The following is a 21,442-nucleotide window of genomic DNA, read 5'->3' on the forward strand; positions in this document are numbered from 1 at the left end:
GGGATGGCCCGCGACAGAGGGCTTCTCCCGTTTTTATGCCGGAACGACAACCGATTCCACGGAGGAACGGTGCCGGGCAATCTGGTGCGCGTACCAGTGAGCGCTTCGCTTGGGGATGCGCGTCTGGTCGCGGTAGTCGACGAAGACGAGGCCGAAACGCTTGCTGTAGCCCTCCGCCCACTCGAAGTTGTCGAGGAACGACCAGGCGTAGTAGCCGCGGAGGTCGACCCCCTCCTCGATCGCTCGTCCTGCAGCGGCGAGGTAGCCGCCGAAGTACGCCACCCGGTCGTGGTCGTTGACCTGGCCGTCGGGGTCGACGTAGTCGTTGTAGCTGGCGCCGTTCTCGGTGATGTAGATGGGCAGGCTCGTGAAGTCGCGCGACACACGACGGAGCACGGCGCCGAGCGACTCGGGGATCACCGACCAGCCGAATGACGTTGTGGCGGGGGAGGCCGGTCGTTCGCCGACTCGCAGGTAGGTGCCGTCGTCGTCGTGCCAGGCTTCCACGCGCTGATAGTGGTTCATGCCGACGAAGTCGACGGGCTGGCCGATGACCGCGAGGTCGCCGTCGTCGACGAGCGCGTCGAGGCCGAGCGGGGCGAATAGCTCGCGCACGGCGGTCGAGTAGTCGCCCAGATACACGGGGTCGAGGAAGACGCGGTTGCTCATGGCATCCAGCCGCACGACAGCTTCGGCATCCGCCGCCGAGCTGCTGGCCGGCACGATGTCGGTCACGATGTTCGAGTTGCCGACGCGCAGCCCGGGGTCGATGGCGCGGATCGCCGACACGGCCAGGCCGTGGGCGAGGTTGACGTGGTGGGCGGCGGCGACGGCGAGCCTCGGGTCCTTCTTGCCGGGCGCGTGCGCGCCGCGACCGTAGCCGAGGAATGCGACGCACCACGGCTCGTTGATGGTGATCCAGTCACGGGCGAGGTGTCCGAGTGCGCGCACCGTGCGGTCCGCGTAGTCGGCGAACAGATACGCCGTCTCCCGGGCGGGCCAGCCGCCGGCGTCTTCGAGCGGCTGCGGCAGGTCCCAGTGATAGAGCGTGACCATGGGGGTGATCCCCCGCTCGCGCATGCCCTCGAGCAGCGCCGTGTAGAAGGCCACACCCTCCGGGTTGAGGTCGCCGCGTCCGGTGGGCTGCAGCCGCACCCACGAGAGCGAGAGACGGTAGTGGCTGATTCCCAAACTCGCCATCAGGTCGAGGTCGTCGGCCCAGCGGTGATAGTGGTCGCAGGCGATATCGCCGTTGTCGCCGTTGAGCGTCAGGTGGTCTACGTTGGCGAACGTGTCCCAGATGCTCGGCCCCCGCCCGCCTTCGCGAGCGGCACCTTCGATCTGGTAGGCCGCCGTGGCGACGCCCCAACGGAAGTCCGCGGGGAACGGCGCGATGTCTAGAGCGTCTGTCGTCATCGACCGGTGCTTTCACTCGGGGGGAACCACTTATTTCAATATTTATAATAACCCTTGCACTAACGCTGTCAAGCATTTTCACGCGAGGCTTCCGTGGGCGCACGGAGGCCGTCTCGGCCGCCGTGCCCCAGCATTGAACGGCGGCGCGATAGCGCAACGCGTACCCCTTCGACGGAGACCGAGCGATGCAGCAAGCGAACACCCACCTTTCCGAGCTCGTCGAGCGCAGCGAGGCCGAGGCGATGCACCTCTGGCTCTCGGGTCTGCCCGAGCCGCAGCGATCCACACTGCGTACCTCCGCCGTGCGTCTCGCCGGCGGGGTCGTCTGCACGATGGCGAACGACCCGGTGAACTACTGGAGCAAGGCCCTCGGCTTCGGCTTCGAGAGCCCCGTCGACGCGCGCCTGGTGCGGGAGGTCGTCGAGGTGTTCCGCGCCCGGGGTGTGCGCGAGGCGACCATTCAGATCGCGCCCGGGAACCTTCCCTCCGACTGGGACGACATCCGCAGCGCCCACGGGCTGACACGCGGCAACCCCTGGGTGAAGCTCGCCGGCGAGATCGACGTCGACGTGACCGCGGCCGAGCCGCGGGAGAGCCGGGTGCGCGTCGGCCGGGTGCACGCAGACAGGGTTGCCGAGTGGGCAGATGTCGTGTTCAGCGGGTTCGGGATGCCTCCCGCCGATCTTGGCCGGATGGCGGAGTCGTCGACGCGGTCGGCCTCCTCGCTGCCGTTCGCGGCCTGGCTCGGCGACGAGATGATCGGCGGCGCGAGCCTCTTCCTGCACGGCGAGACCGCGCACCTGTTCGGGGCATCCACTCTCCCGGGGTTCCGTGGTCTCGGCGCGCAGTCCTCGCTCATCGCCGCCCGGGCTCAGGCCGCCCGTGAGGCGGGAGCGCGGTGGCTGGTGGGCGAGACCGGCAAGCCCGATGCCGACGGCGAGAGCGCGTCGCTCTCGAACATGCTGCGGGCCGGGTTGAAGCCCCTCTACGAGCGCGAGAACTGGGAGTGGTCAGACACCGCGCTCTGATCCGCGCTGCGGTCGACCGAGCGTGGCCGCGTTGCTCAGCCGGCCGAGGTGGAGGGCGGCGAGGTGCACGGCCGACCCGACCTTCTGCGGGTCGAACCCCCCGATGCGCCCCGAGACCGAGAGCGCAGCGACCGCGCGTGCGTCTGCCGTGAGGATCGGGCTGGCCGCTCCGGTCACGCCCGGCCCGGCCTCGGCGTTCGAGTAGGCGAGGCGCGTGCGGCGGATGGCCTCCAGCTCGCGCAGCAGGGAACCGGCGTTGGTGATGGTGCCCGGTTGGTAGGCGACGAAGCCGCGTTCGATAACCCGCTCGACCACCTCGGCCGACGAGAAAGCCAACAGCGCCTTGCCCGCGCCCGTCGCGTAGGCCGGGAGCCTTCCGCCGACGCGCGACAGCAGCGCCGAGGAGTCGAGACCGGGCAGGATGCCGATGTAGACGACCTCGGTGCCCTCGAGCACCGAGAGGTGCACGGTCTGCCGGGTGGCGTTGCGCAGGTCGGCCATCGTGGGCAGGGCGAGCGAGCGCAGCTCGTTGGGTTGGCCCGACAGCTTGCCGAGCTCGAACAGCTTCAGCCCCACGCTCACGGAGTGGCCCTGCCGCTCGAGGTAGCCGTGTCGGACGAGGCTCGACACGAGCCGGGAGGCGGTGGACTTCGGCAGCCCCGACCGGCGCGCGATCTCGTTGACGCCGATGCGGTCGTCGGCGGCGGAGAACGCGTCGAGCACGGCGGTCATCCGTTCGATGACGGAGACGGCAGCGCTCGGGTCTGAAGTCTGCACGTCACCACCTTTGGTCTCGTCCACTATCCATATCGTGGATACAGCATCTACAATATGAATACAGCATGGCCTCGCCCGATGGCGCAGTCAATCCGTTTCAAGAAATAGACCGCGCCCCGTGCGCCACGATAGGTTTCCCCCTATGACCCCAGATCAGTCCGACACGGGCGTCGATTCCGACAAGCGCGACAAGTCCGACATGGTCGAGAAGGCCCTCTCGCTGCTGGTCCTGTTGGGCGACTCGGCCCAGGGAGCGTCGGCGACCGAGCTCGCCGGCGCCGCCGACCTCCCGTTCAGCACCACCCACCGCCTGCTCCGCTCGCTGTCGCGCCAGGGGTTCGTGGCATTCGACCCCGCGTCGAAGCGCTACACGCTGGGTATCCGTGTCTTCCAACTGGGTCAACGCGTGTCGAACGCCAACGGCTTCGCCGGGGCCTCGCTGCCCGTTCTCCGCTCACTCACCGAGCGCACACGGGAGGCCAGCATCCTCGGCGTTCGCGACGGCTCGCATGTGCTCACCGTGAGCAAGGTCGACGGCCCGCAGGCGTTCCGGGTCACGAGCGACCCGGGAACCCACAGCCCCCTGCACACGACGGCTCTCGGCAAGGTGCTCGTCGCCTTCGCCGACGACTGGGAGCACCTGGTCGACTCGCTCGACCTCTTCGCCCGCACCGACACCACGATCACCGAGCGCGCCGTCTTCCGCGCAGACATCGAGGGGGTGCGCGAGCGCGGCTACAGCACGATGCGGGAGGAGAACGAGGTGGGAATGCACGCCCTCGCGGTGCCCGTGCACGCGATCGACGGGCGCGTCGTGGCGGCCGTGGCCATCGCCGCTCCCGTGTTCCGGCTGCCCTTCGACGACCTGCTCGCCCTGCTGCCTCCGCTCACCTCCGCCGCGGCCGAGATGTCGGTGCGGCTGCCCCTGCCCTAGCGCCGGGAGGCCGGGCGGCCGGGCAGCTAGAGCTCGAAGTCGACGACCGCGAGCGACGCCTTCACGGGCGCCGACATCGCGAGCACGGGGGCGTGGGCCGGATGCGCGGTGTACGTCGCGAGGTCGGCCAGCGAGTCGAAGTCGGCCACGATCGCGATCTCGTGCGAGCTAGGTCCGTGCAGCAGGTCTTCCCCTACAGACATGCTGCGGATCTGCGGAATCTGGCGGGGCAGGTCGGCGACCATGGCCATCCACTCCGCGCGCTGTTCCGGCGTGAACCCCGGCACGAAGGTGAAGACGGCGACGTGCCTGATCACGACGCTCCCGCCAGCAGCCGACGGTCGTGCTGGGCGGCGAGCCGCACCGGCGCGTTGGCGGCGCCGTAGCCCGCGTAGCCGCCGCGGCGCTCGACGATCTCGAAGAACACGCTGCCGAGCGACTCGGTGTAGAAGTGGAGGAACTCGCCCCGGTCGTCGCGGTCGTACATCAGCTGCAGCTCGCGCAGCTCGTCGAGGAACGCCGGCTCGAGGTCGAAGCGCGCGTCGAGGTCGTCGTAGTAGTTGTCGCCGATGGGCAGGAAGCCGAGCCCGCGCTCGCGTGCGCGACGCGCGGTCGCGACGGCGTCGTTGGAGGCGAAGGCCACGTGCTGGGCCCGCACCGCGGTCTCGACGCTCTCGGCGGGCGCGAGGTTGAGCACGAGCCGCACGACGCAGTCGGGGGTGCTCATGACCTGGCTGCGCACGAGCCCCGTGGGAGCCGCGACGTCGAGCGAGGGTTGCGGGTCGAGGGCGAGCACGCTCGTGCAGAACAGCACCGCCGCGTCGAAGTACTCCCAGGACTGTGCCAGGTTCACGTGGTCTACCCGGGTGACGAGAGCGTCCGCCGACGCCGACGTTCCCGCGGAGAACTCGGCGACCCACGCGGGCACTCCGCCGCTGCCCACACGGCCGAAGAAGACCTCGCTCGAGTCGGGTGCCCGCACTCCGAGCAGGACCTCGTCGCCCGCTCCCCGCTCGCGGGGCACGGCGGGGGCCAGGAGAGTGGCGGCGCGGGAGGCCGCGAGCTCGGGGTCGGCCACGTCGAAACCGAGGGCGGCGACGGCCGGGGCGCCGGCGGTCGCATCCCCGCTGTTGATGATCACGCGAGCCCCGCCCTGCGACCAGAGCTCGACGGGTTTGGAGTGGTGGGTGCCCGCGTCGTCGAACCCGAGCTGGTACAGCGTCGTGCGCACGCGCTCGCGCTGGTTCTCGTCAGCGCGCACCTCGACGAAGTTGAACCCGAGCGGGGGCGGCATGTCGGGCAGCGGGGCCACGGCCATACGCACTCCCTCGCGTCCCTCGCGATCGAGGGACTGCGACGCGAGCTCCTGCAGCCATTCGAGCGAGCGCATGGCGTCGAGGGCGGTGCGGTGCGGATCGGTGCGGCGGAACGTGTCGTTGAAGATCTCGAGCGACACCGGCCCGTCGTAGCCGGAGCGCAGCAGGTGGCCCATGAAGTCGGCCAGGTCGAACGCGCCCTCGCCGGGGAACACGCGGTGGTGCCTGCTCCACGAGAGCAGGTCCATCGTGAGCCGGGGAGCGTCGGCCATCTGCACGAAGAAGATCTTGTCTGCGGGTATCGTCTCGATCGCAGCGGGATCCCAGCCACGCGACAGGATGTGGAAGCTGTCGAGACAGTGGCCGACGGCGGGGTGGTCGACGGCGCGCACGATCCGCGCCGCGTGCTCGTAGTCGCTGACGAACCGCCCCCAGGCGAGCGCCTCGTAGGCGACGCGCACGCCGTGCAGCGCGGCCAGGTCGCCGAGCTGACGCAGCTGGTCGACGGCGAGCGCGTCGTCAGCGCTCACCGCGGTGCCGACGTTGCTGCAGAGCAGCATCGTGTCGATGTCGAGACGGTTCATCAGCTCGAACTTGGCCTCCGCACGCCGCAGGTTCTGCCGCAGCCGGCCCTGCGCGACGCCCTCGAAATCACGGAACGGCTGATACAGGTCGAGCGTCAGGCCGAGGTCGCGGGCGAGCTCGGCCACGAGCTCGGGTGAGAGCGGCGACGCGACGAAGTCGGGCTCGAAGATCTCGACGCCGTCGAAACCGGCCGCCGCACTGGCGCGCAGCTTCTCCTCGAGCGAACCGCTGAGGCAGACAGTGGCAATGGAGGTCTTCATCGACGCACAGCCCTTCCGTGTTGTGGCCCCCAGTGTGCGGCGGTGCGGCGACACGCCGCAATCGAGCCGCCCACTCAGTGGAACGGCGGTGGACGCGCACTCACGGTGCGCACTCACAATGGCTTCGAACCGACTACCCGCGACGTCGAAGGAGACAGCGCATGACCGCACAGCGTCCCAGCATCCTCGTGGTGAACGGGCCGAACCTGAACCTTCTCGGTCTGCGCGAGCCGCGCATCTACGGCCACGACACCCTCGCCGACGTCGAGAAGCTGGCGCGCGACACCGCGGACGCCGCCGGTTACGACTTGGACTTCTTCCAGAGCAACTGGGAGGGCGCGATCATCGACCGCCTCCACGAAGGCCGGGGTGTCGCGAGCGGCGTCATCGTGAACCCGGCGGGCCTCACGTCCGTCTCGATACCGCTGCTCGACACGCTTCTCGCCGTCGCGCTGCCCGTCGTCGAGGTGCACGTGTCGAACATCCACCGCCGCGAGGAGTTTCGCCACTTCTCCTACACGTCGACGATGGCCGAGGCCGTCATCGCGGGCTGCGGCATCGCCGGCTACCGCTACGCCGTCGACTTTCTCGTGAACCACATCGCGTCGAAGAACAGCGCAGTCTAGGCGGGCGACCTGCGGCGCACGTCGTCGGCGACGCCCGGAGGCAGGCGGGCGGCGCCGACGGCGCTGAGGCACGCGATCGCCGCCATCACGACGAGCGCCCACCGGTACGGCGCCAGACCGCCGTGACCTGCGGCGTCGACGAGGCGCACCACCACGGCCGCCACGGCCACCCCGAGCGCCGATGCGACCTGCACGACGGTGGAGGACAGCGTGTTCGCGCCGTTCATGCGCTCGGGAGCGATCTCGGCGAACTGGATCGTTCCGTAGGCGGTGAACCCCGTGGAACGGAAGACTCCGCTCATCAGCAGGACTCCCGCCATGATCACGATCGGGGTGTCGGCGGTCATGGTCGCCACGGCCAGAAGAGTGAGGGCCACACCGACCGCCGACCAGACCATGACGCTCGCGAACCCGAGCCGGCCGATGAGCCAGGTCGTCGCAGGCTTCACCGCCAGGTTGCCCGCGAACACCCACATGACCATCGCACCGGCGGCCACCGGCGTCCACCCGAAGCCCTCCTGCATAAGCAGCGGCAGCAGGAACGGCACGGAGCTCACCGCCGTGCGGTACCAGACGCCGCTCGAGTTCGTTACCCGGAACGTCGCGACGCGGTAGCCCGTCAGATCGAGCAGCGGCCCCCGAGCGGCGACGAGGTGCCGCACGGTGAGCACCCCGGCCACGGCGGCGAGTGCGAGGAGCGCGGCACCGAGCGGCACCCCCTCGGCGGAGACGATGCGCTCCAGCCCCAGGACGAGCGCCACGAGCGTCGTGCTCGTACCCGCGAGACCGCGCAGGTCGAGCCGGCGCCGGACGCGCGCGGCGTCGATCGGGATCACACGCAGCGCGACGAAGAAAAGCGCGACTCCGAGCGGCACGTTCACGTAGAAGATCCACGGCCAGCCGAGCGACTGGGTGATCAGTCCGCCGGCGAGCGGAGCGACGACGGGGGCGACGAGCGCCGGCCAGGTGAGGTACGCGATCGCTCTCAGCAGCTCCGCCTTGTCGGTGGTGCGCAGCACGATCAGCCGGCCGACCGGCACCATCATGCTGCCGCCGATGCCCTGCAGGGCGCGGGCCAGCACGAGCGAGAGCAGGTCGGGGCTCAACGCGCAGAGCAGCGATGCGACGACGAAGACGACGATGGCGGCGCAGAAGACGCGTCGGGCACCGAACCGGTCCGCCGCCCAGCCGCTCACCGGGATGAAGACGGCCACGGCGAGCAGATAGGCGGTCATCGCCAGACCCACGTCGGCCGCCGCGACGCCGTAGTCGCCGGCGATCGCCGGGATGGCGGTGACGAGAACCGTTCCGTCGAAGGTCTCGAGGAAGAACGCCGTCGCGACCACGAGCGCGACCGGGCGCGAGAATCCTGCTCGGGCGGCGCTCACCGCACCGCCCGAGCGTCAGACACGGGCGGCAGTGACCTGCCCGCCGTCGGCGATGATGCGTTCGAGGTGCGCGAGCATGCGCTCGGAGTCGGGGGTGATCCCGGTGAACAGGCGGAATCCCTCGGCGGCCTGGAACACGAGCATGTAGCCCCCGCCCACGGTGAGGCACCCCATGCCCCGGGCGGCGGCCATGAGTCTCGTCTCCAGCGGCATATACACGATGTCGTGCACCCACAGCCCGGGACGGAGCAGGTCGAGCGGCACGGCCGAGCCGGGGTGGGTCGGCATTCCGACCGGGGTCGCGTTGACGACCCCGTCGGCCTCGGCCATCCAGCGTTCGGACTCATCCTTGGAGCCTGCCACGATGGCGGCCGTGCCGTGCGCCGACCCCAGGGATCTGGCCACCTCGTGTGCCCGGCCGTCGTCGACGTCGACGAGCACGAGCCGCTCCACGCCGCTGCGCAGCAGGGCATGGGCCACCGCGACGCCGGCACCGCCCGCGCCGAACTGCACGACGGTGCGGCGCGGGACGCCGCGCAGGTTCAGCTCGATGGAACGGGCGAAGCCGTACCAGTCGGTGTTGTGGCCGATGGACCGCGGCCCGTCGAAGACCACGGCGTTCACCGCCCCCAGCACCCGGGCGTCGTCGGACATCTCGGTGACGAACTCGGTGGCGGTCTGCTTGAACGGGTGGGTGATATTGACCCCGCGGTATCCGCTGTCGCGCACCGAGGCCAGCAGCGCGCCGACGTCGTTGTAGGCGGGGTCGCGGTCGCCGTCGAACACCTCGTAGGTGTAGTCGAGACCCAGCGCCTCCGCCTCCGTCTCGTGCAGCACCGACGAGAGCGACAGGTCGAGCCCGAGGCCGATGAGGCCCACGCGATAGGAATTAGTCGCGCTCACGCCGCCGCTCCCGAACGGGCGCCGGTCAGCCGCACGGCACCGCCCGACTCCGACGACCGGTAGATCGCCGTCACGATCTCCAGCGCCCGCCGGGCGTCCCGACCGGTGACGAGCGGGTCTCGGTCGTCTCGCACGGCCGCGACGAAGTCGGCGATCTGCAGCGAGTGCGCGTCCACGAGGCCGAGGTGCACGTCGGCCAGCGGAATGTCGAAGACGCCGCCCGCCGCGTAGGGTGCCGCGAATTCTCGCTCGCCGGGCAGCGTCCAGACGTCGGTGAGGCCCGTGCCCTCGGGAAACTCGAGCACACTCGCCGCCCTGCCTTCGGCGTCGCTGACGAGCACCTGCGCTCCGAGACCGGGGTCGAAGGTCGAGCTCGCCTGCACGACGGCGAGGGCGCCCGAGGCGAACTCGATGGTGGCAACCGCGGTGTCCTCGACGTCGATGTACGCGCCGTGCCTGAGGGTCGCGACGCGACCCGTGACGCTCACGGCGTCGCCCATGAACCACTGCAGCAGGTCGATGTGGTGCATCGCCTGCGTCATGAGCACGCCTCCGCCCTCGGTGTCGCGGCGCCCCCGCCACGGTTCGGCGTAGTACTCGGCGTCGCGGCGGAGCCGGACGATACAGCTGCCCGATACCGGCGTTCCGAGGGAGCCGCCGTCGATGGCCGCGCGGATGCGGGCGGCGGCCGGCCAGAACCGGCGCTGGAAGACCACTCCGAACCTCACCCCGGCGGCGTCGGTCGCCGCGATCATGCGGTCGGCCTCCTCGGTGGTGGTCGCGACGGGCTTCTCGCAAAGCACGTGCAGGCCCTGCGCCGCGGCCGCGACGACCCCCTCCTCGTGCGCCGGATGCGGCGTGCAGATCGTCACGGCGTCGAGGCCGGAGCCGAGCGCGCTCTCGACGTCGTCGAATGCCTCGGGGATGCCGAAACGCTCCGCGAACGCCCGAGCCCGCGCGGCATCCGTGTCGACGACGGCCGCGACGGTCACCCCGGGCAATGCCTGGAGGGCGGCGACATGGTTGACGGCGATGGCGCCGCACCCGACTATCGCGAAGCGGATCGCCCCCGGTGCGCCCGAAGGCGTGAATTCTTCTGCCATGACCTCATCGTCTCGCCGCAAACTCGTTGACCGAATTGTGACGTGGGCCATCGGGCCGGGCAACGCGACGTGCCATCCAATGGAACACGCCGACGCCCGGTCAGAGCGGCCAGCTGAGTGCCCGAGCCGGGAGGTTGCGGCCGAGCCCGAGGGCGGCGGTGCGCACGGCGGCGCCGAGGTGCTTCACGTCGATCAGCCCGGCCCGCCCGGACACGGAGATCGCCGCGATCGGCCCGTACCCGCTCTTCAGGATGGGGCTCGCCACGCAGACGATGCCACGCCCCGACTCCTCGCGGTCGTAGGCCAGACCCGAGCCTCGCACGGCCTCGAGCTCCCGCCTCAGCATGTCGGGATCGGTGATGCTGTTCGGCTGCAGCCGCGCTAGCCCGCCCGCGATCACGGCGTCAACGGCCTCGGGCGGCGAGAAGGCGAGCAGCGCCTTGCCCACCCCGGTGGTGTGCGCCGGCAGCCGGCCGCCCACCCGCGCCGGGGCGCGCGACGCGTTGCGTCCGCGGAGCATCCCGATATAGACGACCTCGCCGCCCTCCAGCACCGCCAGGTTGACCGTCTGCCCCGTTGCATCCCGCAGGTCCGTCATCGTGGCGAGCGCGAGGCTCCGCAGTTCCTTCGGCTGGGTGGCGAGCTCGCCGAGTTCGAAAAGGCGCAGTCCCGGGCGCACCCCCGCACCGTCGCGCTCGAGGTACCGATGCTCCACCAGCTCGGCCACGAGACGCGACACGGTCGACTTGGGCAGGTTCGCCCTCCGCGCCAGCTCCGACACGCCGAGCCTCTTGTCGTCCGACCGGAAGGCGCCCAGCACGAGCGTCACCCGGTCGATCACCGACACGGCGTCGTTCCATTGAGCGGTACGCATGGGGGAAGTATGGGAGTCGTCGGCACGGCTGCGCAAGCGGCGGGGCGAGCCGGATTCGGCACACCCCCGCCGCGCACGGCGTGCTCTACTCCGTCATCCCCCGGATGGCGGTGTAGAGCTCGAGGCGTTCGCCGTCGTAGTAGGAGTTGAAGAACTCCTCGGCCTTCTCGATGAAGGCCTCCTTGTCGACGTCCTCCTCCTCGACCACCGTGAACGAGTCGTCGGCCCGGTACTCGTCGAGGATCTTGTTCGTCTCCTCGTCGACGCAGTCGCGGTTCTCGGCGCGGATGCCGTGGATGGTCTCCTCGAGAAGCTCGGCCTGCTCGTCGCTCATCTTGTCGTAGGTCTTCTCGCTCACCACGAGCCAGTGGATGCCCACCTGGTGGTTGTTGAGCGATGCGACCTTGAGGATCTCGTCGAAGCTCTGCGAGTGCGTCGCGACGATGGGGTTCTCCTGGCCGACGGCGATCCCCTGCTGCAGCGACACGTAGATCTCCTCGTTCGCCACCGCCACCGGGGTCACCCCCATCGCCTCGGCGTTGGCGAGGAACTGCGGCGAGTCGGGGAACCGGATGGGCAGGCCCTCCAGGTCGTCGGGGCTCTCGATCGGGGTGTCTTTCGTGGTGAACGTGCGGTTGCCGAAGAACCATCCGTCGACGATGCGGGCGCCCGTCTCCTCGTTGAAGCCGGCGAAGAGATCGGATGACTCGTTGTCGATCCACTCGAACGCGTGGTCGACGTCATTGAAGACGTAGGCCGCGTCGACGACGCCGATCGGCTCGTAGGTCGCACTCAACGCCGACGCGCCCTGCAGGTCGATGTCGATGTCGCCTGCCTGCACCGCCGCGAAGCGCTCGGTGTCGGGTCCGAGCTGGCTGGCCGGGAACAGGTCGACGGTGAACCCGATGTCGGCCTCCTCGAGCCGCTCCTTGAGCAGCTCGACCCCGCAGTAGTAGTTCGGTGTCGTCTCGGGCTGGCTGGTCGCGACCGTCAGCGTGACGTCTTCGTTGCCGCCGGTCGCCTCTCCGCCGTCGTCGGCGGGTGAGGAACACCCGGCGAGGAGCAGAGCGCCGGCCGTCAGCACCGACGACGCGAACACCACCCGGGACTTGCTGTGAGCGTGGCTCATGTGATTCTCCCTCGTACTGTGCGTTTGCCGGAGCCGCTTGGCCCGGCACTGGACGGCCCGTAAGCGGGGCCGAGGTCGTGCGGTTGTGGAGTTATAGGCCCAACAGGTCGGGCACGATGGTGACGATCTGCGGAAACACGGTGAGCAGCAGGAGCACCGCGACGAGCGGGATCAGGAAGGGCAGCACGCCGCGGAACACGACGCCCATGGGTTGCCTCGTGATCGACCCGACGACGAACAGCACCGCTCCCACCGGGGGTGTGAGCGAGCCGATCATGAGGTTGAGGATCATCACGACCCCGAGGTGCACCGGGTCGATGCCGAACTGCGCCGCGATGGGCATAAGCACCGGCACGAGGACGAGGATCACCGGAGGTGCCTCGAGGAAAGTGCCGAGGAGCAGCAGGATGACGTTGAGCACGAGCAGGAAGACGATCGGGTTGTCGGTGAGCTCGGTGAGCCACTTGCCGAGCACGCGCGACACCTGCTCGCGGGCGAGCACCTGGCCCATGAGGTTGGCGGCCCCCAGGATCAGCAGGATCCCGCCGGTGACGACGACCGTCTCTCTGGCCGACCGGATCAGCACCTTGAGCGTGAGGGTGCGGTAGAAGGCTCCGAGCAGGACCATGTACGCGGCCGCGACGCCGGCGCCCTCGGTGGGGGTGAAGATGCCGCCGAGGATCCCGCCGAGAATGATGACCGGGGTGAACAGCGGTCCGATCACCCGTGCGCCGGCCCAGCGGAACCTCGCGACGTCGAACCGCGTGCCCTCCATGCCCTCGCGTTTGCGCGCCCAGATGAAGATGTAGAGAGCGAGGCCCCCGGCCATCAGGAAGGCGGGCAGGATCGAGCCGGCGAACAGCGCCCCGGTGGAGATGGATGCCGTCGCGGCGAAGAGCACCGCGGGGATGCTGGGCGGCATGATCGTGCTGAGCAGCGAACCGGAGGCGCTCAGCCCGGCGGCGAAGCCGTAGGGATAGCCCTGTCGGATCATCTGCGGCACCTGCACCTTGCTCAGCGCCGCCGCGTCGGCCAGGGCCGATCCGCTGATCCAGGAGAAGCCGACGCTCGTCGTGAGGTTGACGTAGGCCAGGTTTCCCCGCACCCGCGGCAGGCTGGCGAGGGCGAAGTCGAAGAGGCGACTCGCGATGCCCAGGTGGTTCGCGATCGCTCCGACGAAGATGAACAGCGGCACGGCCAGCAGGGGGAAGCTGTTGATCCCGTCGACGATCGACCGGATGGCGAGGCCCGCGGAGTTGCCGTTGGTGTAGAAGTACAGCATGCTCGCGGCGATCATGCTGAAAGCCACGGGCACCCGCAACAGCAGGAGCGCCGTCATCACCAGGAGGTAGATGGTGAGGTCCATGTCAGCCCTCCATCTCGGAGATGTCGAGCTTCGCCTCTGGGCGGCCGGCCGCGGCGATCTTGGCGATCGAGTGGATGATGCCCGAGGTGAAGCCGATCAGGGCGAAGATGTAGAGCACGGCGAGGGGCATGTGCAACACCGTCGACACCCGCCGCCAGCCCTGCTCGATCATGAGCAGCGACTCCCAGGCGAGGGCGCCGCAGGTGAGCACCATGACCACCGCGGCGAAGACCCGCAGCGCGACGAACAGCTTCTTGCCCTGCAGCACCGAGTCGAAGACCTCGATCACGATGTGCCCGTTCTTGCCGATGAGGTAGCCGGCCATGACGAAGGTGAGCGCCACCATGGAGAGACGAGCGACCTCGCCGGCACCGACCCAGGCGATCTGCGGCACGTAGCGGCCGAGCACCTGGTACATGACACCGAGGAAGAGGAGCCCGAAGAACACGGTTCCGGTCCAGATCTCCACGCGGGACAGCCAGCGGATGGGCGCGGGGGCGTTGTGCTCCGGCTCGTACGCCGCAGAGGCCTCTGCCGGGTCATCCGTTGACATCATCAACCTCTCTGTCAATGCGCGAGCTAGTGCCGCTGATGTGACTTTGGGCTGTCGCGGCGCTGCGCACAAGCGGATGTTCCACGGAATGGGACACCGCGACGGCCCGGCTCCGAGGCTATCGGGGAGTACGGTCGTCGTGACGGACCACGACCATCGGAAGAGGAGACATGACCGAGGGAATCAACCCGGGAGCAGCGCCCACCGGAACCGGCTGCGTCGAATGCGAGGCGCGGTCGGGCTGGTGGGTGCACCTGCGTCGCTGCGCCGAGTGCGGCCACATCGGCTGCTGCGACAGCTCCCCGGGCAAGCACGCCACCGCGCACTACGCGACCACGGGGCATCCGATCATGGCCAGCTTCGAGCCGGGCGAGGATTGGTTCTGGGACTACCGATCGAACGAGGCCGTCGAGGGCGAGGCGCTCGCACCACCGTCGAGCCGGCCCGTCGAGCAGGCCTCGCCGGGTCCGGCAGACCGGCTTCCGGCGGATTGGCGAGAGAAAATCTCGTAAACGCTAAAGTTCGTAGGATCCCACAACGAAAAAGCGAAGCGGAATCGCTAGTGTTCTGAGCGTTACATCGGATTGAGTGTCGAGACGAATGACCCGAATCGTCAACAACCATTCGTCACACCGTGCTTACCGCCATCGATGCCCTTCCGACCACCGATGGGGGGAATCATGGGCGCACTGATTTACGACGGAAACGAAGTCGAGTTCGACGACAGGCTGCTGGCACACCTGCACGTGGTCATCGTGCAGAAACTCCGCAGGGGGGAGAGCTTCAGCTTCTCCTGGCGCGATCCGCACGGGGTAGGCGGCGGGCGCAGCTCGTTGTGGCTTCACCCTTCGATTCCGCTCTACTTCAAGTTCTACGGCAGCAAGCAGCCGACCATCAACCGCGAGTGGATCCAGGCGCTCACGCTGTCGTCGAACAGCTCGCAGGGACTGGTCGTGACGCCGGAGGGCGAGCCGGCGTTCGCCGGTCAGCTGGCGACGGAGTCCAGCAGCGCGATGAGGGCGCGGGCGTAGGCGTCTGCGGCATCCGTCGCCTCGAAGGCGCGCGACTCGCCGCCGACGACAGCGCTGACCCTGAACGCCGGGCCGGTGAGGGAGACCTCGCCGATGGTCTCGGTGCCCTCGATGCGCTCGAGCGAGCCGAACGCGCCGCCAAGCAGGTCGCGCAGCTGGTCTTCGCGCGGCAGCCAGAGGGCGTCGTCGAGGGCGACCGAGTCGAGCGCCCACTCGGTGGTGCCGTTGAAGCCGAGCACCGTCCCGCTGGTGAAGGTGTGCGCCTCGACGGTCATGTCGCTCAGCGTGTACACCTCGGCGTCGGCCTCGATGCGGTCGATGCTGAAGTTGTCGCCGCGCACCGGATGCCAGGCGAGGCCGGAGTCGCGCAGGGCACGGGCGAGTTCGACGGTGATCATCGACCCATTATGCGCGCGCCGGCCGAGACTCTCATCAGACCGCGGCGACGCCGAACAGCAGGCCGAGCAGGTACGTGGCGCCGGCGGCTCCGAACCCGATCGCGAGCTGACGCAGCGCGCGGTTGAGCGGCGGACCGCCCGAGAGCAGCCCGGTGACCGCTCCGGTGGCGAGCAGGGCCAGACCGACCAACACCGACGAGGCGATGACCGCCGCGAGGCCGTCGACGCCGAACAGGTACGGCAGCACGGGGATGACGGCGCCCGACGCGAAGAAGAGGAAGCTCGACACAGCCGCCCCCAGCGCCGAGCCGATCTCCTCGTGGCCGTCGATGTCGTCGGGGCGCGAGTGGTCGACGGTGAGGTCGCGCATCACCTCCGCCGCGTGCGCGGTCGCGTCGTCCTCGCTCATGCCGCGTGCGCGGTAGACGAGCGACAACTCGTTGGCGTCGACGTCGAGGTGGGGCAGGGCGCTGCGCGTCTCGGGGTTCGGGTTCGAGGCGGCGAGCAGCTCGCGCTGCGAGCGGATCGACACGAACTCTCCCGCGCCCATCGACAGTGCGCCGGCGAGCAGCCCGGCGAGACCGGTGGCGAGGATGATCGGGGTCGAGACGCCGGTGGCGCCGATTCCGAGCACGAGTGCGAGGTTGCTCACCAGGCCGTCGTTGGCGCCGAACACCGCGGCGCGGAAGGTACCGGAGAGGCGGTTGCGCCCTCGGGTGGCGAGGCCGCGCACGACCTCCTCGTGGATGCGCTCGTCGGCGGCCATCGCGGGCGTGGCGTCGACGTCGGCCTCGTACGGCGAGCGGGCCTCGGCGCGCTGGGCGAGCGCCAGCACGAACACCGAGCCGAACCGCCGGGCGAGCCAGCCGAGCGCACGGGTGCGGATGTCGCCGCGCAGGGGCTTGCCGGCGTCGTCGCCGAGGAGTGCGATCCAGTGCGCCTCGTGGCGGGCCTCGGCGTCGGCGAGGGCGAGCAGGATCTCGCGCTCCTCGCCGCTGCGGCGCCCGGCGAGGTCGCGGTACACCGCGGCCTCGGCGCGTTCGTCGGCGAGGTACTTGCGCCATCGACGAATGGTGGAGGGTGCTGGAGCGGTCACGTGCGGTCCTTCGGCTAGGGCCGACCGACGATTTCCGGGGTGGGGAAACTTCGGTCAGTCATGATTCTGACCGAAGGTCTCGTTCGCCTAGTGACTTCCTAATCACTGAGGTGGAGCACCGGGTTCGTCGTCGTGACGAACCAGTATGTCGATGTCTCGCGCCTCTGCCGCGCGCGGCAGATGGGAACTACTCCCCTTCGTTGCTATCCAGAGTAGCGGATGCCCCAGCGGACGACCCAGCGCTCGTCGGGTTCGAGCCACTTGAGCCCGAGTCCGGTGTTGAGCGCGTTCGGGGCGGCGGTCATCGGCTCGATGGCCACGGCGAGGCCGAGGCCGCCGTCCTTCGGGAACTTACGGGTGGTGAAGACCTGCACGTAGGGATGCTGGTCGTCCTGCCACATCTCGACCCGTCGGCCGTCGGGTGCGGTGAGAGAGCTGACGCTCTCGCCGTCGGTGACGGTGACGCCGCCGAACGCGTCGTCGAGACGGAGGTCTCCGACGCGCACACCGTCGCGCAGGTCGAACTCGGTGCCCTCGACGGGGTTCTCCGACAGCGGGATCAGCCGATCGTCGGTCTCGAACCTGGTCGAGGCCGAGAGACGCAGCACGAGGTCTTCGACGGGCACGTCGCCGATGCGGAAGAACGGGTGCGTGCCGACGGCGACCGGAGCCTTGGCGCCCGAGAGGTTGCGGAACGCGTGGGTCACCGTGAGGCCGCCCTCGACGAGCTCGTAGGTGACGGTCGAGTCGATCATGAACGTGTAGCCGTGCTGCGGATAGACCGTGGCGGCGAGGGTGACGGATGTCTCGGACTGGTCGGTCACGCGATACGCGGTCGAGCGCAGCAGGCCGTGGATCGCGTTGTGACGGGCCGGCTCGGTGATGTCGAGGTGCTGGCGCTTGCCGTCGAGCAGCCAGATGCCGTCTTCGACGCGGTTGGGCCAGGGCACCAGCACGATGCCGTCGCCGAACGGCGGGGTGCGGTCGGCGGCGAACGGCTCGGTCAGGGCGACGCCGTCGATCTCGAAGGTGCGGAGTCCCGCGGCCACCTCCGTGATGATCGCGGTCGACGATCCCGTCGGGGTCGTGCGGGTCAGGACGAACTGTTCTCCGGTGGGCGCGCGCATTTCATCAGCCTAGCGCCGCGTGGGGGAGGTCGGCATCGACCACCTGGAGACCGGCGACCCTGAGCCGCGCGACCACGTCGGCATCCGGCCCGCCCGCCGTCACCAGCGACTCGAAGTCCGACAGCGGCCCCACGTTGCCGAGCCGGCGGCTGCCGAGCTTCGACGCGTCGGCCACCAGCACCCGTCGCGCGGCCGACTGCATCATGCGCCGCTTCACCTCCGCCTCGGGCAGGTTCACGTTGGTGACGCCGACCTCGGGGTCGACGCCGTTGCAGCCGATGAAGGCGATGTCGCCGTGCAGGCTCTCGAGAAAGGCCGACGCGAACGGGTTGACGAGGGAGTGCTGCAGCGGCCGGAGCGTGCCGCCGGTGACGACGACGCTGAGCCGCGGCATCCCCGGCTCGAGGGCGAGGGCGATCGACAGGCCGTTGGTCACCACGAGCACGTCGCTCAGATCGGTGCGCCGGGCCAGCGCGTGCGCGACGGCGAGCGCGGTCGTGCCCACGTCGAGCAGCACGCTCTGGCCCGAGCTCACCATCTCTGCGGCGCGGCGGCCGATCGCGAGCTTCGCGGCGGCGGCGTGCGCGAGCGACGACTCGAACGACGACTCTCCCGCGGTTCCGGCGCCGCGCGGCATGGCGCCGCCGTGCACCCGCACGATGCTGCCGGCGAGCTCGAGCGCGGTGAGGTCGGAGCGCACGGTGACGGCGCTGACGCCGAGCTCGACGCTCGCGTCGGCCACGCGCAGGAAGCCGCGGTCGACGATCTCCTGCAGCAGCCGCTCGCGACGGATGACCGTGGGGGCCGACTCGTCCGCCATCGTCGTTTGCTCCTTGCGATTGCTTACGAAAAGAAAGGGCTAACTTTCGTTATCGTAATAGCATGACAGACTCGGCGATCGTGAAACGCCCCACCATCCTGGCCGACGGGCGCGAGCTCATCTATTTCGACGACGCGGACACCACGCTCGGCCCCGACCGCGCCGTCGACGCGCGTGTTCTCGACCCGCGGCCCCAGACCGCGACGATGCGGCAGGACGTCCTGACCGGGGAGTGGATCTCCATCGCATCGGCGCGCCAGAACCGCGTGTTCCTGCCGCCGGCCGACCAGGATCCGCTGGCACCCGCCACCGCGACGAACCCGTCGGAGGTGCCGAGCAACTACGACGTCGCCGTGTTCGAGAACCGCTCCCCGTCGTTCGGTCCGCAGATCGGCATGGAGTTCTCGCTCGACGAGCTCGACCAGGTCGGTCTCGGCCGCACCCTGCCGTCGATCGGCCGCTGCGAGGTCGTGTGCTTCAGCCCCGAGCACGAGGGCTCGTTCGGCAGCCAGACCGAGTCACGCGCCCGCACCGTGATCGAGGCCTGGGCCGACCGCACGGCCGCCCTCTCGGCGATGCCGGGCATCCAGCAGGTCTTCCCGTTCGAGAACCGCGGCGAGGCCATCGGCGTCACCCTCCTGCACCCGCACGGCCAGATCTACTCCTACCCCTACGTGACCCCGCGCACCAAGCGACTGGTGGAGTCGATCGATCGTTTCTCAGCCAGTAACCCGGGCGAGAACCTCTTCCAGGCGATCCTCGAGAGCGAGCAGACATCGGAGCGCGTCGTGATCAGCGGTGAGCACTGGACCGCCTACGTACCGTTCGCGGCGCGCTGGCCCATCGAGGTGCACATGCTGCCGCACCGCCACATCCCCGACTTCGCCGCGACGAGCGACGAGGAACGCGACGAGCTCGCCGGCCTCTACCTCACTCTGCTGCGCGGAATCGACAAGCTCTACGACACACCGACGCCGTACATCGCGGCGTGGCACCAGGCGCCGGTAAACGTCGCACGCGACGACATCCGTCTAATGTTGCAGGTCACGTCTCCGCGCCGCGCGGAGAACAAACTCAAGTACCTCGCCGGGTCTGAGGCCGCCATGGGCGCCTGGATCGGCGACGTCACTCCAGAGGCAACGGCAGCATTCATTCGAGAGGCAATCGCACGAGTATGAGCGACATCAGGGACGACGTAAAGGCCGACTTCAGCGAGCTGTACGGCTACGAGGCGCACGGCGTGTGGTCGGCTCCCGGACGGGTCAACCTCATCGGCGAGCACACCGACTACAACGAGGGCTTCGTGCTGCCGTTCGCGATCAACAAGCGCACCGTGCTCGCCCTGGGCCTTCGCGAAGACGGCATCCTGCGCATCGCCAGCTCGTTCGCCGACGAGGTGGCCGAGATCGCGATCTCCGATCTCGCCCCCGAAGAGCTGAACGGATGGTCGGCCTACCCCTTCGGTGTCGCCTGGGCGATCGGCCAGTTCGGCGCAGACCTCGCCGGCGTGCCCGGCGTCGACGTCTTCATCGACTCGGTCGTGCCCGTCGGCGCCGGACTCTCGTCGAGCGCCGCGATCGAGAGCGCCGTGGCGCTCGCGCTCAACGACGTCTGGCAGCTCGGCTTCGACCGCCCGACGCTCGCGAAGATCGGCCAGCTCGCCGAGAACAAGGCCGTCGGCGCGCCCACCGGCATCATGGACCAGTCGGCGTCGCTGCTCGGCAAGAAGGACTCGGCGGTGTTCCTCGACTGCCGCTCGCTCGAGGCGCAGGTCATCGACCTCGGGTTCGCCGCGGCCGGCCTCGAACTGCTCATCATCGACACCGGGGTGAGCCACTCGCACTCCACCGGGGGCTACGCCTCGCGCCGCGCCTCGTGCGAGGAGGGCGCCCGGGTCATGGGCGTGCCCGCGCTGCGCGACCTCACGGTCGACGACCTGCCCCGCGCGCAGGAGCTGCTCGACGACGAGACCTTCCGGCGCGTGCGCCACGTCGTCACCGAGGACCAGCGTGTTCTCGACACGGTGCGCGCCCTGCGCGAGGAGGGTCCGGCCGCGATCGGCGAGCTGATGGATGCCTCGCACCGTTCGATGCGCGACGACTTCGAGATCTCGGTGCCGGAGCTCGACCTCGCGGTCGAGACCGCCCTCGCGAACGGGGCCATCGGCGCCCGCATGACCGGCGGCGGGTTCGGCGGTGCGGCGATCGCGCTGATCGCGTCCGACGCGGTGTCGCGCCTGCAGGTCGCGATCGACGGCGCGTTCGCCGAACACGGCTTCGGGCAGCCCGTCACCTTCACGGTGAGCGCCGCCGACGGAGCGGTGCGCGAGAGCTAGCCACTTCGCGGCATCCACCCGCTCGTCCTCCTCCGCTGAAAACGAAGGAGTCTGCGCGCTCACCGCGCCGGAAACGGTGTTTCAGCGCCGATAGCGGCGCGAAGTCCTTCGTTTTCGGAGCGGGCGGCGCGGCTCGGGGCGCGTTCGGGGAACGCGGGGCGCGGACGCGCGGGGGACTAGCCCAGGTCGACGCCGAAGAGGTTGACGTCGAAGATCGCGACGGCGATGAAACCGGCCGCGAGCACGACTGCGAGAACGGCCGCGAGGCCGACGAAGAACTTGCCCGACGAGAAACTCATGCCCCCACTGTATCGGGCGCGCTCTGCGCTTCGGCCACAGTCCGGTACGAGCGCTACACCTCGCAATGTGGCGCGGGT

General features: G+C 69.5%; 23 protein-coding genes. 7 read left to right on the plus strand and 16 right to left on the minus strand.

Features of this window, described 5'->3' with window-relative positions; all coding sequences use genetic code 11:
- Positions 1 to 33 precede the first annotated feature (33 nt).
- Positions 34 to 1,416 carry a GH1 family beta-glucosidase gene (locus tag ABIE21_RS10835; RefSeq protein ID WP_354024832.1) on the minus strand — a complete coding sequence of 461 codons (1,383 nt, stop codon included), beginning with the start codon at positions 1,414 to 1,416 and terminating at the stop codon, positions 34 to 36.
- Positions 1,417 to 1,601: 185 nt separating this feature from the next.
- On the opposite strand from ABIE21_RS10835, the gene ABIE21_RS10840 reads away from it, so the two are divergent.
- Entirely contained in the window at positions 1,602 to 2,444 is an 843-nt protein-coding gene (locus tag ABIE21_RS10840; protein WP_354024833.1) for a GNAT family N-acetyltransferase, read from the plus strand.
- On the opposite strand, the gene ABIE21_RS10845 is transcribed toward ABIE21_RS10840, so the two are convergent.
- Positions 2,427 to 3,221 carry an IclR family transcriptional regulator gene (locus tag ABIE21_RS10845; protein WP_354024834.1) on the minus strand — a complete coding sequence of 265 codons (795 nt, stop codon included), beginning with the start codon at positions 3,219 to 3,221 and terminating at the stop codon, positions 2,427 to 2,429. The two genes, ABIE21_RS10840 and ABIE21_RS10845, sit on opposite strands and share 18 nt — an antisense overlap.
- Before the next feature lie 142 nt (positions 3,222 to 3,363).
- Between ABIE21_RS10845 and ABIE21_RS10850 the strand changes: the two genes are divergently transcribed.
- On the plus strand, positions 3,364 to 4,155 hold the full coding sequence (locus tag ABIE21_RS10850; protein WP_354024835.1) for an IclR family transcriptional regulator: 792 nt from the start codon (positions 3,364 to 3,366) through the stop codon (positions 4,153 to 4,155).
- A 26-nt stretch (positions 4,156 to 4,181) separates the two neighbouring features.
- On the opposite strand, the gene ABIE21_RS10855 is transcribed toward ABIE21_RS10850, so the two are convergent.
- The gene (locus ABIE21_RS10855) at positions 4,182 to 4,472 is read right to left on the minus strand and encodes a Dabb family protein (RefSeq protein WP_354024836.1); all 291 of its coding nucleotides are present in this window, start codon (positions 4,470 to 4,472) and stop codon (positions 4,182 to 4,184) included.
- On the minus strand, positions 4,469 to 6,316 hold the full coding sequence (locus ABIE21_RS10860; protein ID WP_354024837.1) for a bifunctional sugar phosphate isomerase/epimerase/4-hydroxyphenylpyruvate dioxygenase family protein: 1,848 nt from the start codon (positions 6,314 to 6,316) through the stop codon (positions 4,469 to 4,471). Before ABIE21_RS10860 ends, ABIE21_RS10855 begins: the two co-directional genes overlap by 4 nt.
- A 161-nt stretch (positions 6,317 to 6,477) precedes the next feature.
- On the opposite strand from ABIE21_RS10860, the gene ABIE21_RS10865 reads away from it, so the two are divergent.
- The gene (locus tag ABIE21_RS10865) at positions 6,478 to 6,942 is read left to right on the plus strand and encodes a type II 3-dehydroquinate dehydratase (RefSeq protein WP_354024838.1); all 465 of its coding nucleotides are present in this window, start codon (positions 6,478 to 6,480) and stop codon (positions 6,940 to 6,942) included.
- On the opposite strand, the gene ABIE21_RS10870 is transcribed toward ABIE21_RS10865, so the two are convergent.
- The 7 genes from ABIE21_RS10870 to ABIE21_RS10900 form a co-directional block, all read right to left on the minus strand.
- Complete coding sequence (locus tag ABIE21_RS10870; RefSeq protein WP_354024839.1) at positions 6,939 to 8,330, minus strand: MFS transporter; 1,392 nt, start codon at positions 8,328 to 8,330, stop codon at positions 6,939 to 6,941. The two genes, ABIE21_RS10865 and ABIE21_RS10870, sit on opposite strands and share 4 nt — an antisense overlap.
- A gap of 15 nt (positions 8,331 to 8,345) precedes the next feature.
- Positions 8,346 to 9,233, minus strand: coding sequence for a shikimate dehydrogenase (locus ABIE21_RS10875; protein WP_354024840.1), 888 nt, complete (start codon positions 9,231 to 9,233; stop codon positions 8,346 to 8,348).
- Positions 9,230 to 10,336, minus strand: coding sequence for a Gfo/Idh/MocA family protein (locus ABIE21_RS10880; protein WP_354024841.1), 1,107 nt, complete (start codon positions 10,334 to 10,336; stop codon positions 9,230 to 9,232). Before ABIE21_RS10880 ends, ABIE21_RS10875 begins: the two co-directional genes overlap by 4 nt.
- A gap of 100 nt (positions 10,337 to 10,436) precedes the next feature.
- Positions 10,437 to 11,210: an IclR family transcriptional regulator gene (locus ABIE21_RS10885; protein ID WP_354024842.1), complete on the minus strand. Its 774-nt coding sequence runs from the start codon at positions 11,208 to 11,210 to the stop codon at positions 10,437 to 10,439.
- Positions 11,211 to 11,295: 85 nt separating this feature from the next.
- The gene (gene dctP, locus ABIE21_RS10890) at positions 11,296 to 12,339 is read right to left on the minus strand and encodes a TRAP transporter substrate-binding protein DctP (protein ID WP_354024843.1); all 1,044 of its coding nucleotides are present in this window, start codon (positions 12,337 to 12,339) and stop codon (positions 11,296 to 11,298) included.
- Between the two features lie 91 nt (positions 12,340 to 12,430).
- Positions 12,431 to 13,705 carry a TRAP transporter large permease gene (locus tag ABIE21_RS10895; RefSeq protein WP_354024844.1) on the minus strand — a complete coding sequence of 425 codons (1,275 nt, stop codon included), beginning with the start codon at positions 13,703 to 13,705 and terminating at the stop codon, positions 12,431 to 12,433.
- A 1-nt stretch (position 13,706) separates the two neighbouring features.
- Positions 13,707 to 14,258, minus strand: coding sequence for a TRAP transporter small permease (locus ABIE21_RS10900; protein WP_354024845.1), 552 nt, complete (start codon positions 14,256 to 14,258; stop codon positions 13,707 to 13,709).
- A gap of 170 nt (positions 14,259 to 14,428) precedes the next feature.
- Here ABIE21_RS10900 and ABIE21_RS10905 point away from each other — a divergent pair, with 170 nt between their 5' ends.
- Positions 14,429 to 14,770: a UBP-type zinc finger domain-containing protein gene (locus tag ABIE21_RS10905; protein ID WP_354024846.1), complete on the plus strand. Its 342-nt coding sequence runs from the start codon at positions 14,429 to 14,431 to the stop codon at positions 14,768 to 14,770.
- A 168-nt stretch (positions 14,771 to 14,938) separates the two neighbouring features.
- The gene (locus ABIE21_RS10910) at positions 14,939 to 15,289 is read left to right on the plus strand and encodes a DUF7882 family protein (protein WP_354024847.1); all 351 of its coding nucleotides are present in this window, start codon (positions 14,939 to 14,941) and stop codon (positions 15,287 to 15,289) included.
- On the opposite strand, the gene ABIE21_RS10915 is transcribed toward ABIE21_RS10910, so the two are convergent.
- From ABIE21_RS10915 to ABIE21_RS10930, 4 genes are all read right to left on the minus strand, one after another.
- Positions 15,244 to 15,687, minus strand: coding sequence for a hypothetical protein (locus ABIE21_RS10915; RefSeq protein ID WP_354024848.1), 444 nt, complete (start codon positions 15,685 to 15,687; stop codon positions 15,244 to 15,246). The genes ABIE21_RS10910 and ABIE21_RS10915 overlap by 46 nt on opposite strands.
- 34 nt (positions 15,688 to 15,721) lie before the next feature.
- Positions 15,722 to 16,783 (minus strand): VIT1/CCC1 transporter family protein, encoded by a 1,062-nt coding sequence (locus ABIE21_RS10920; RefSeq protein ID WP_354024849.1) that lies wholly within the window; start codon positions 16,781 to 16,783, stop codon positions 15,722 to 15,724.
- A 203-nt stretch (positions 16,784 to 16,986) separates the two neighbouring features.
- Entirely contained in the window at positions 16,987 to 17,910 is a 924-nt protein-coding gene (locus ABIE21_RS10925; protein ID WP_354024850.1) for an aldose 1-epimerase family protein, read from the minus strand.
- A gap of 4 nt (positions 17,911 to 17,914) precedes the next feature.
- Complete coding sequence (locus ABIE21_RS10930; RefSeq protein WP_354024851.1) at positions 17,915 to 18,730, minus strand: DeoR/GlpR family DNA-binding transcription regulator; 816 nt, start codon at positions 18,728 to 18,730, stop codon at positions 17,915 to 17,917.
- A gap of 62 nt (positions 18,731 to 18,792) precedes the next feature.
- On the opposite strand from ABIE21_RS10930, the gene galT reads away from it, so the two are divergent.
- Together galT and galK are read left to right on the plus strand one after the other, a co-directional pair.
- Positions 18,793 to 19,908: a galactose-1-phosphate uridylyltransferase gene (gene galT / locus ABIE21_RS10935; protein WP_354024852.1), complete on the plus strand. Its 1,116-nt coding sequence runs from the start codon at positions 18,793 to 18,795 to the stop codon at positions 19,906 to 19,908.
- Positions 19,905 to 21,065, plus strand: coding sequence for a galactokinase (gene galK, locus ABIE21_RS10940; protein ID WP_354024853.1), 1,161 nt, complete (start codon positions 19,905 to 19,907; stop codon positions 21,063 to 21,065). Before galT ends, galK begins: the two co-directional genes overlap by 4 nt.
- A gap of 176 nt (positions 21,066 to 21,241) precedes the next feature.
- Here galK and ABIE21_RS10945 read toward each other — a convergent pair whose 3' ends face one another.
- Entirely contained in the window at positions 21,242 to 21,364 is a 123-nt protein-coding gene (locus ABIE21_RS10945; RefSeq protein WP_354024854.1) for a hypothetical protein, read from the minus strand.
- Positions 21,365 to 21,442: the final 78 nt, after the last annotated feature.

Origin of the sequence: Conyzicola nivalis (assembly GCF_040548875.1) — a bacterium.
Taxonomy (GTDB): Bacteria; Actinomycetota; Actinomycetes; order Actinomycetales; family Microbacteriaceae; genus Conyzicola; species Conyzicola nivalis_A.

Bases quoted from the DNA above. Each gene is read 5' to 3' on its own strand.
- ABIE21_RS10900 (WP_354024845.1), bottom strand. From the start codon at position 14,258: ATGTCAACGGATGACCCGGCAGAGGCCTCTGCGGCGTACGAGCCGGAG.
- ABIE21_RS10925 (WP_354024850.1), bottom strand. From the start codon at position 17,910: ATGCGCGCGCCCACCGGAGAACAGTTCGTCCTGACCCGCACGACCCCG.
- ABIE21_RS10885 (WP_354024842.1), bottom strand. From the start codon at position 11,210: ATGCGTACCGCTCAATGGAACGACGCCGTGTCGGTGATCGACCGGGTG.
- ABIE21_RS10860 (WP_354024837.1), bottom strand. From the start codon at position 6,316: ATGAAGACCTCCATTGCCACTGTCTGCCTCAGCGGTTCGCTCGAGGAG.
- ABIE21_RS10880 (WP_354024841.1), bottom strand. From the start codon at position 10,336: ATGGCAGAAGAATTCACGCCTTCGGGCGCACCGGGGGCGATCCGCTTC.
- ABIE21_RS10905 (WP_354024846.1), top strand. From the start codon at position 14,429: ATGACCGAGGGAATCAACCCGGGAGCAGCGCCCACCGGAACCGGCTGC.
- galK (WP_354024853.1), top strand. From the start codon at position 19,905: ATGAGCGACATCAGGGACGACGTAAAGGCCGACTTCAGCGAGCTGTAC.
- galT (WP_354024852.1), top strand. From the start codon at position 18,793: ATGACAGACTCGGCGATCGTGAAACGCCCCACCATCCTGGCCGACGGG.
- ABIE21_RS10945 (WP_354024854.1), bottom strand. From the start codon at position 21,364: ATGAGTTTCTCGTCGGGCAAGTTCTTCGTCGGCCTCGCGGCCGTTCTC.
- ABIE21_RS10910 (WP_354024847.1), top strand. From the start codon at position 14,939: ATGGGCGCACTGATTTACGACGGAAACGAAGTCGAGTTCGACGACAGG.
- ABIE21_RS10895 (WP_354024844.1), bottom strand. From the start codon at position 13,705: ATGGACCTCACCATCTACCTCCTGGTGATGACGGCGCTCCTGCTGTTG.
- ABIE21_RS10930 (WP_354024851.1), bottom strand. From the start codon at position 18,730: ATGGCGGACGAGTCGGCCCCCACGGTCATCCGTCGCGAGCGGCTGCTG.
- ABIE21_RS10840 (WP_354024833.1), top strand. From the start codon at position 1,602: ATGCAGCAAGCGAACACCCACCTTTCCGAGCTCGTCGAGCGCAGCGAG.
- dctP (WP_354024843.1), bottom strand. From the start codon at position 12,339: ATGAGCCACGCTCACAGCAAGTCCCGGGTGGTGTTCGCGTCGTCGGTG.
- ABIE21_RS10865 (WP_354024838.1), top strand. From the start codon at position 6,478: ATGACCGCACAGCGTCCCAGCATCCTCGTGGTGAACGGGCCGAACCTG.
- ABIE21_RS10835 (WP_354024832.1), bottom strand. From the start codon at position 1,416: ATGACGACAGACGCTCTAGACATCGCGCCGTTCCCCGCGGACTTCCGT.
- ABIE21_RS10915 (WP_354024848.1), bottom strand. From the start codon at position 15,687: ATGATCACCGTCGAACTCGCCCGTGCCCTGCGCGACTCCGGCCTCGCC.
- ABIE21_RS10850 (WP_354024835.1), top strand. From the start codon at position 3,364: ATGACCCCAGATCAGTCCGACACGGGCGTCGATTCCGACAAGCGCGAC.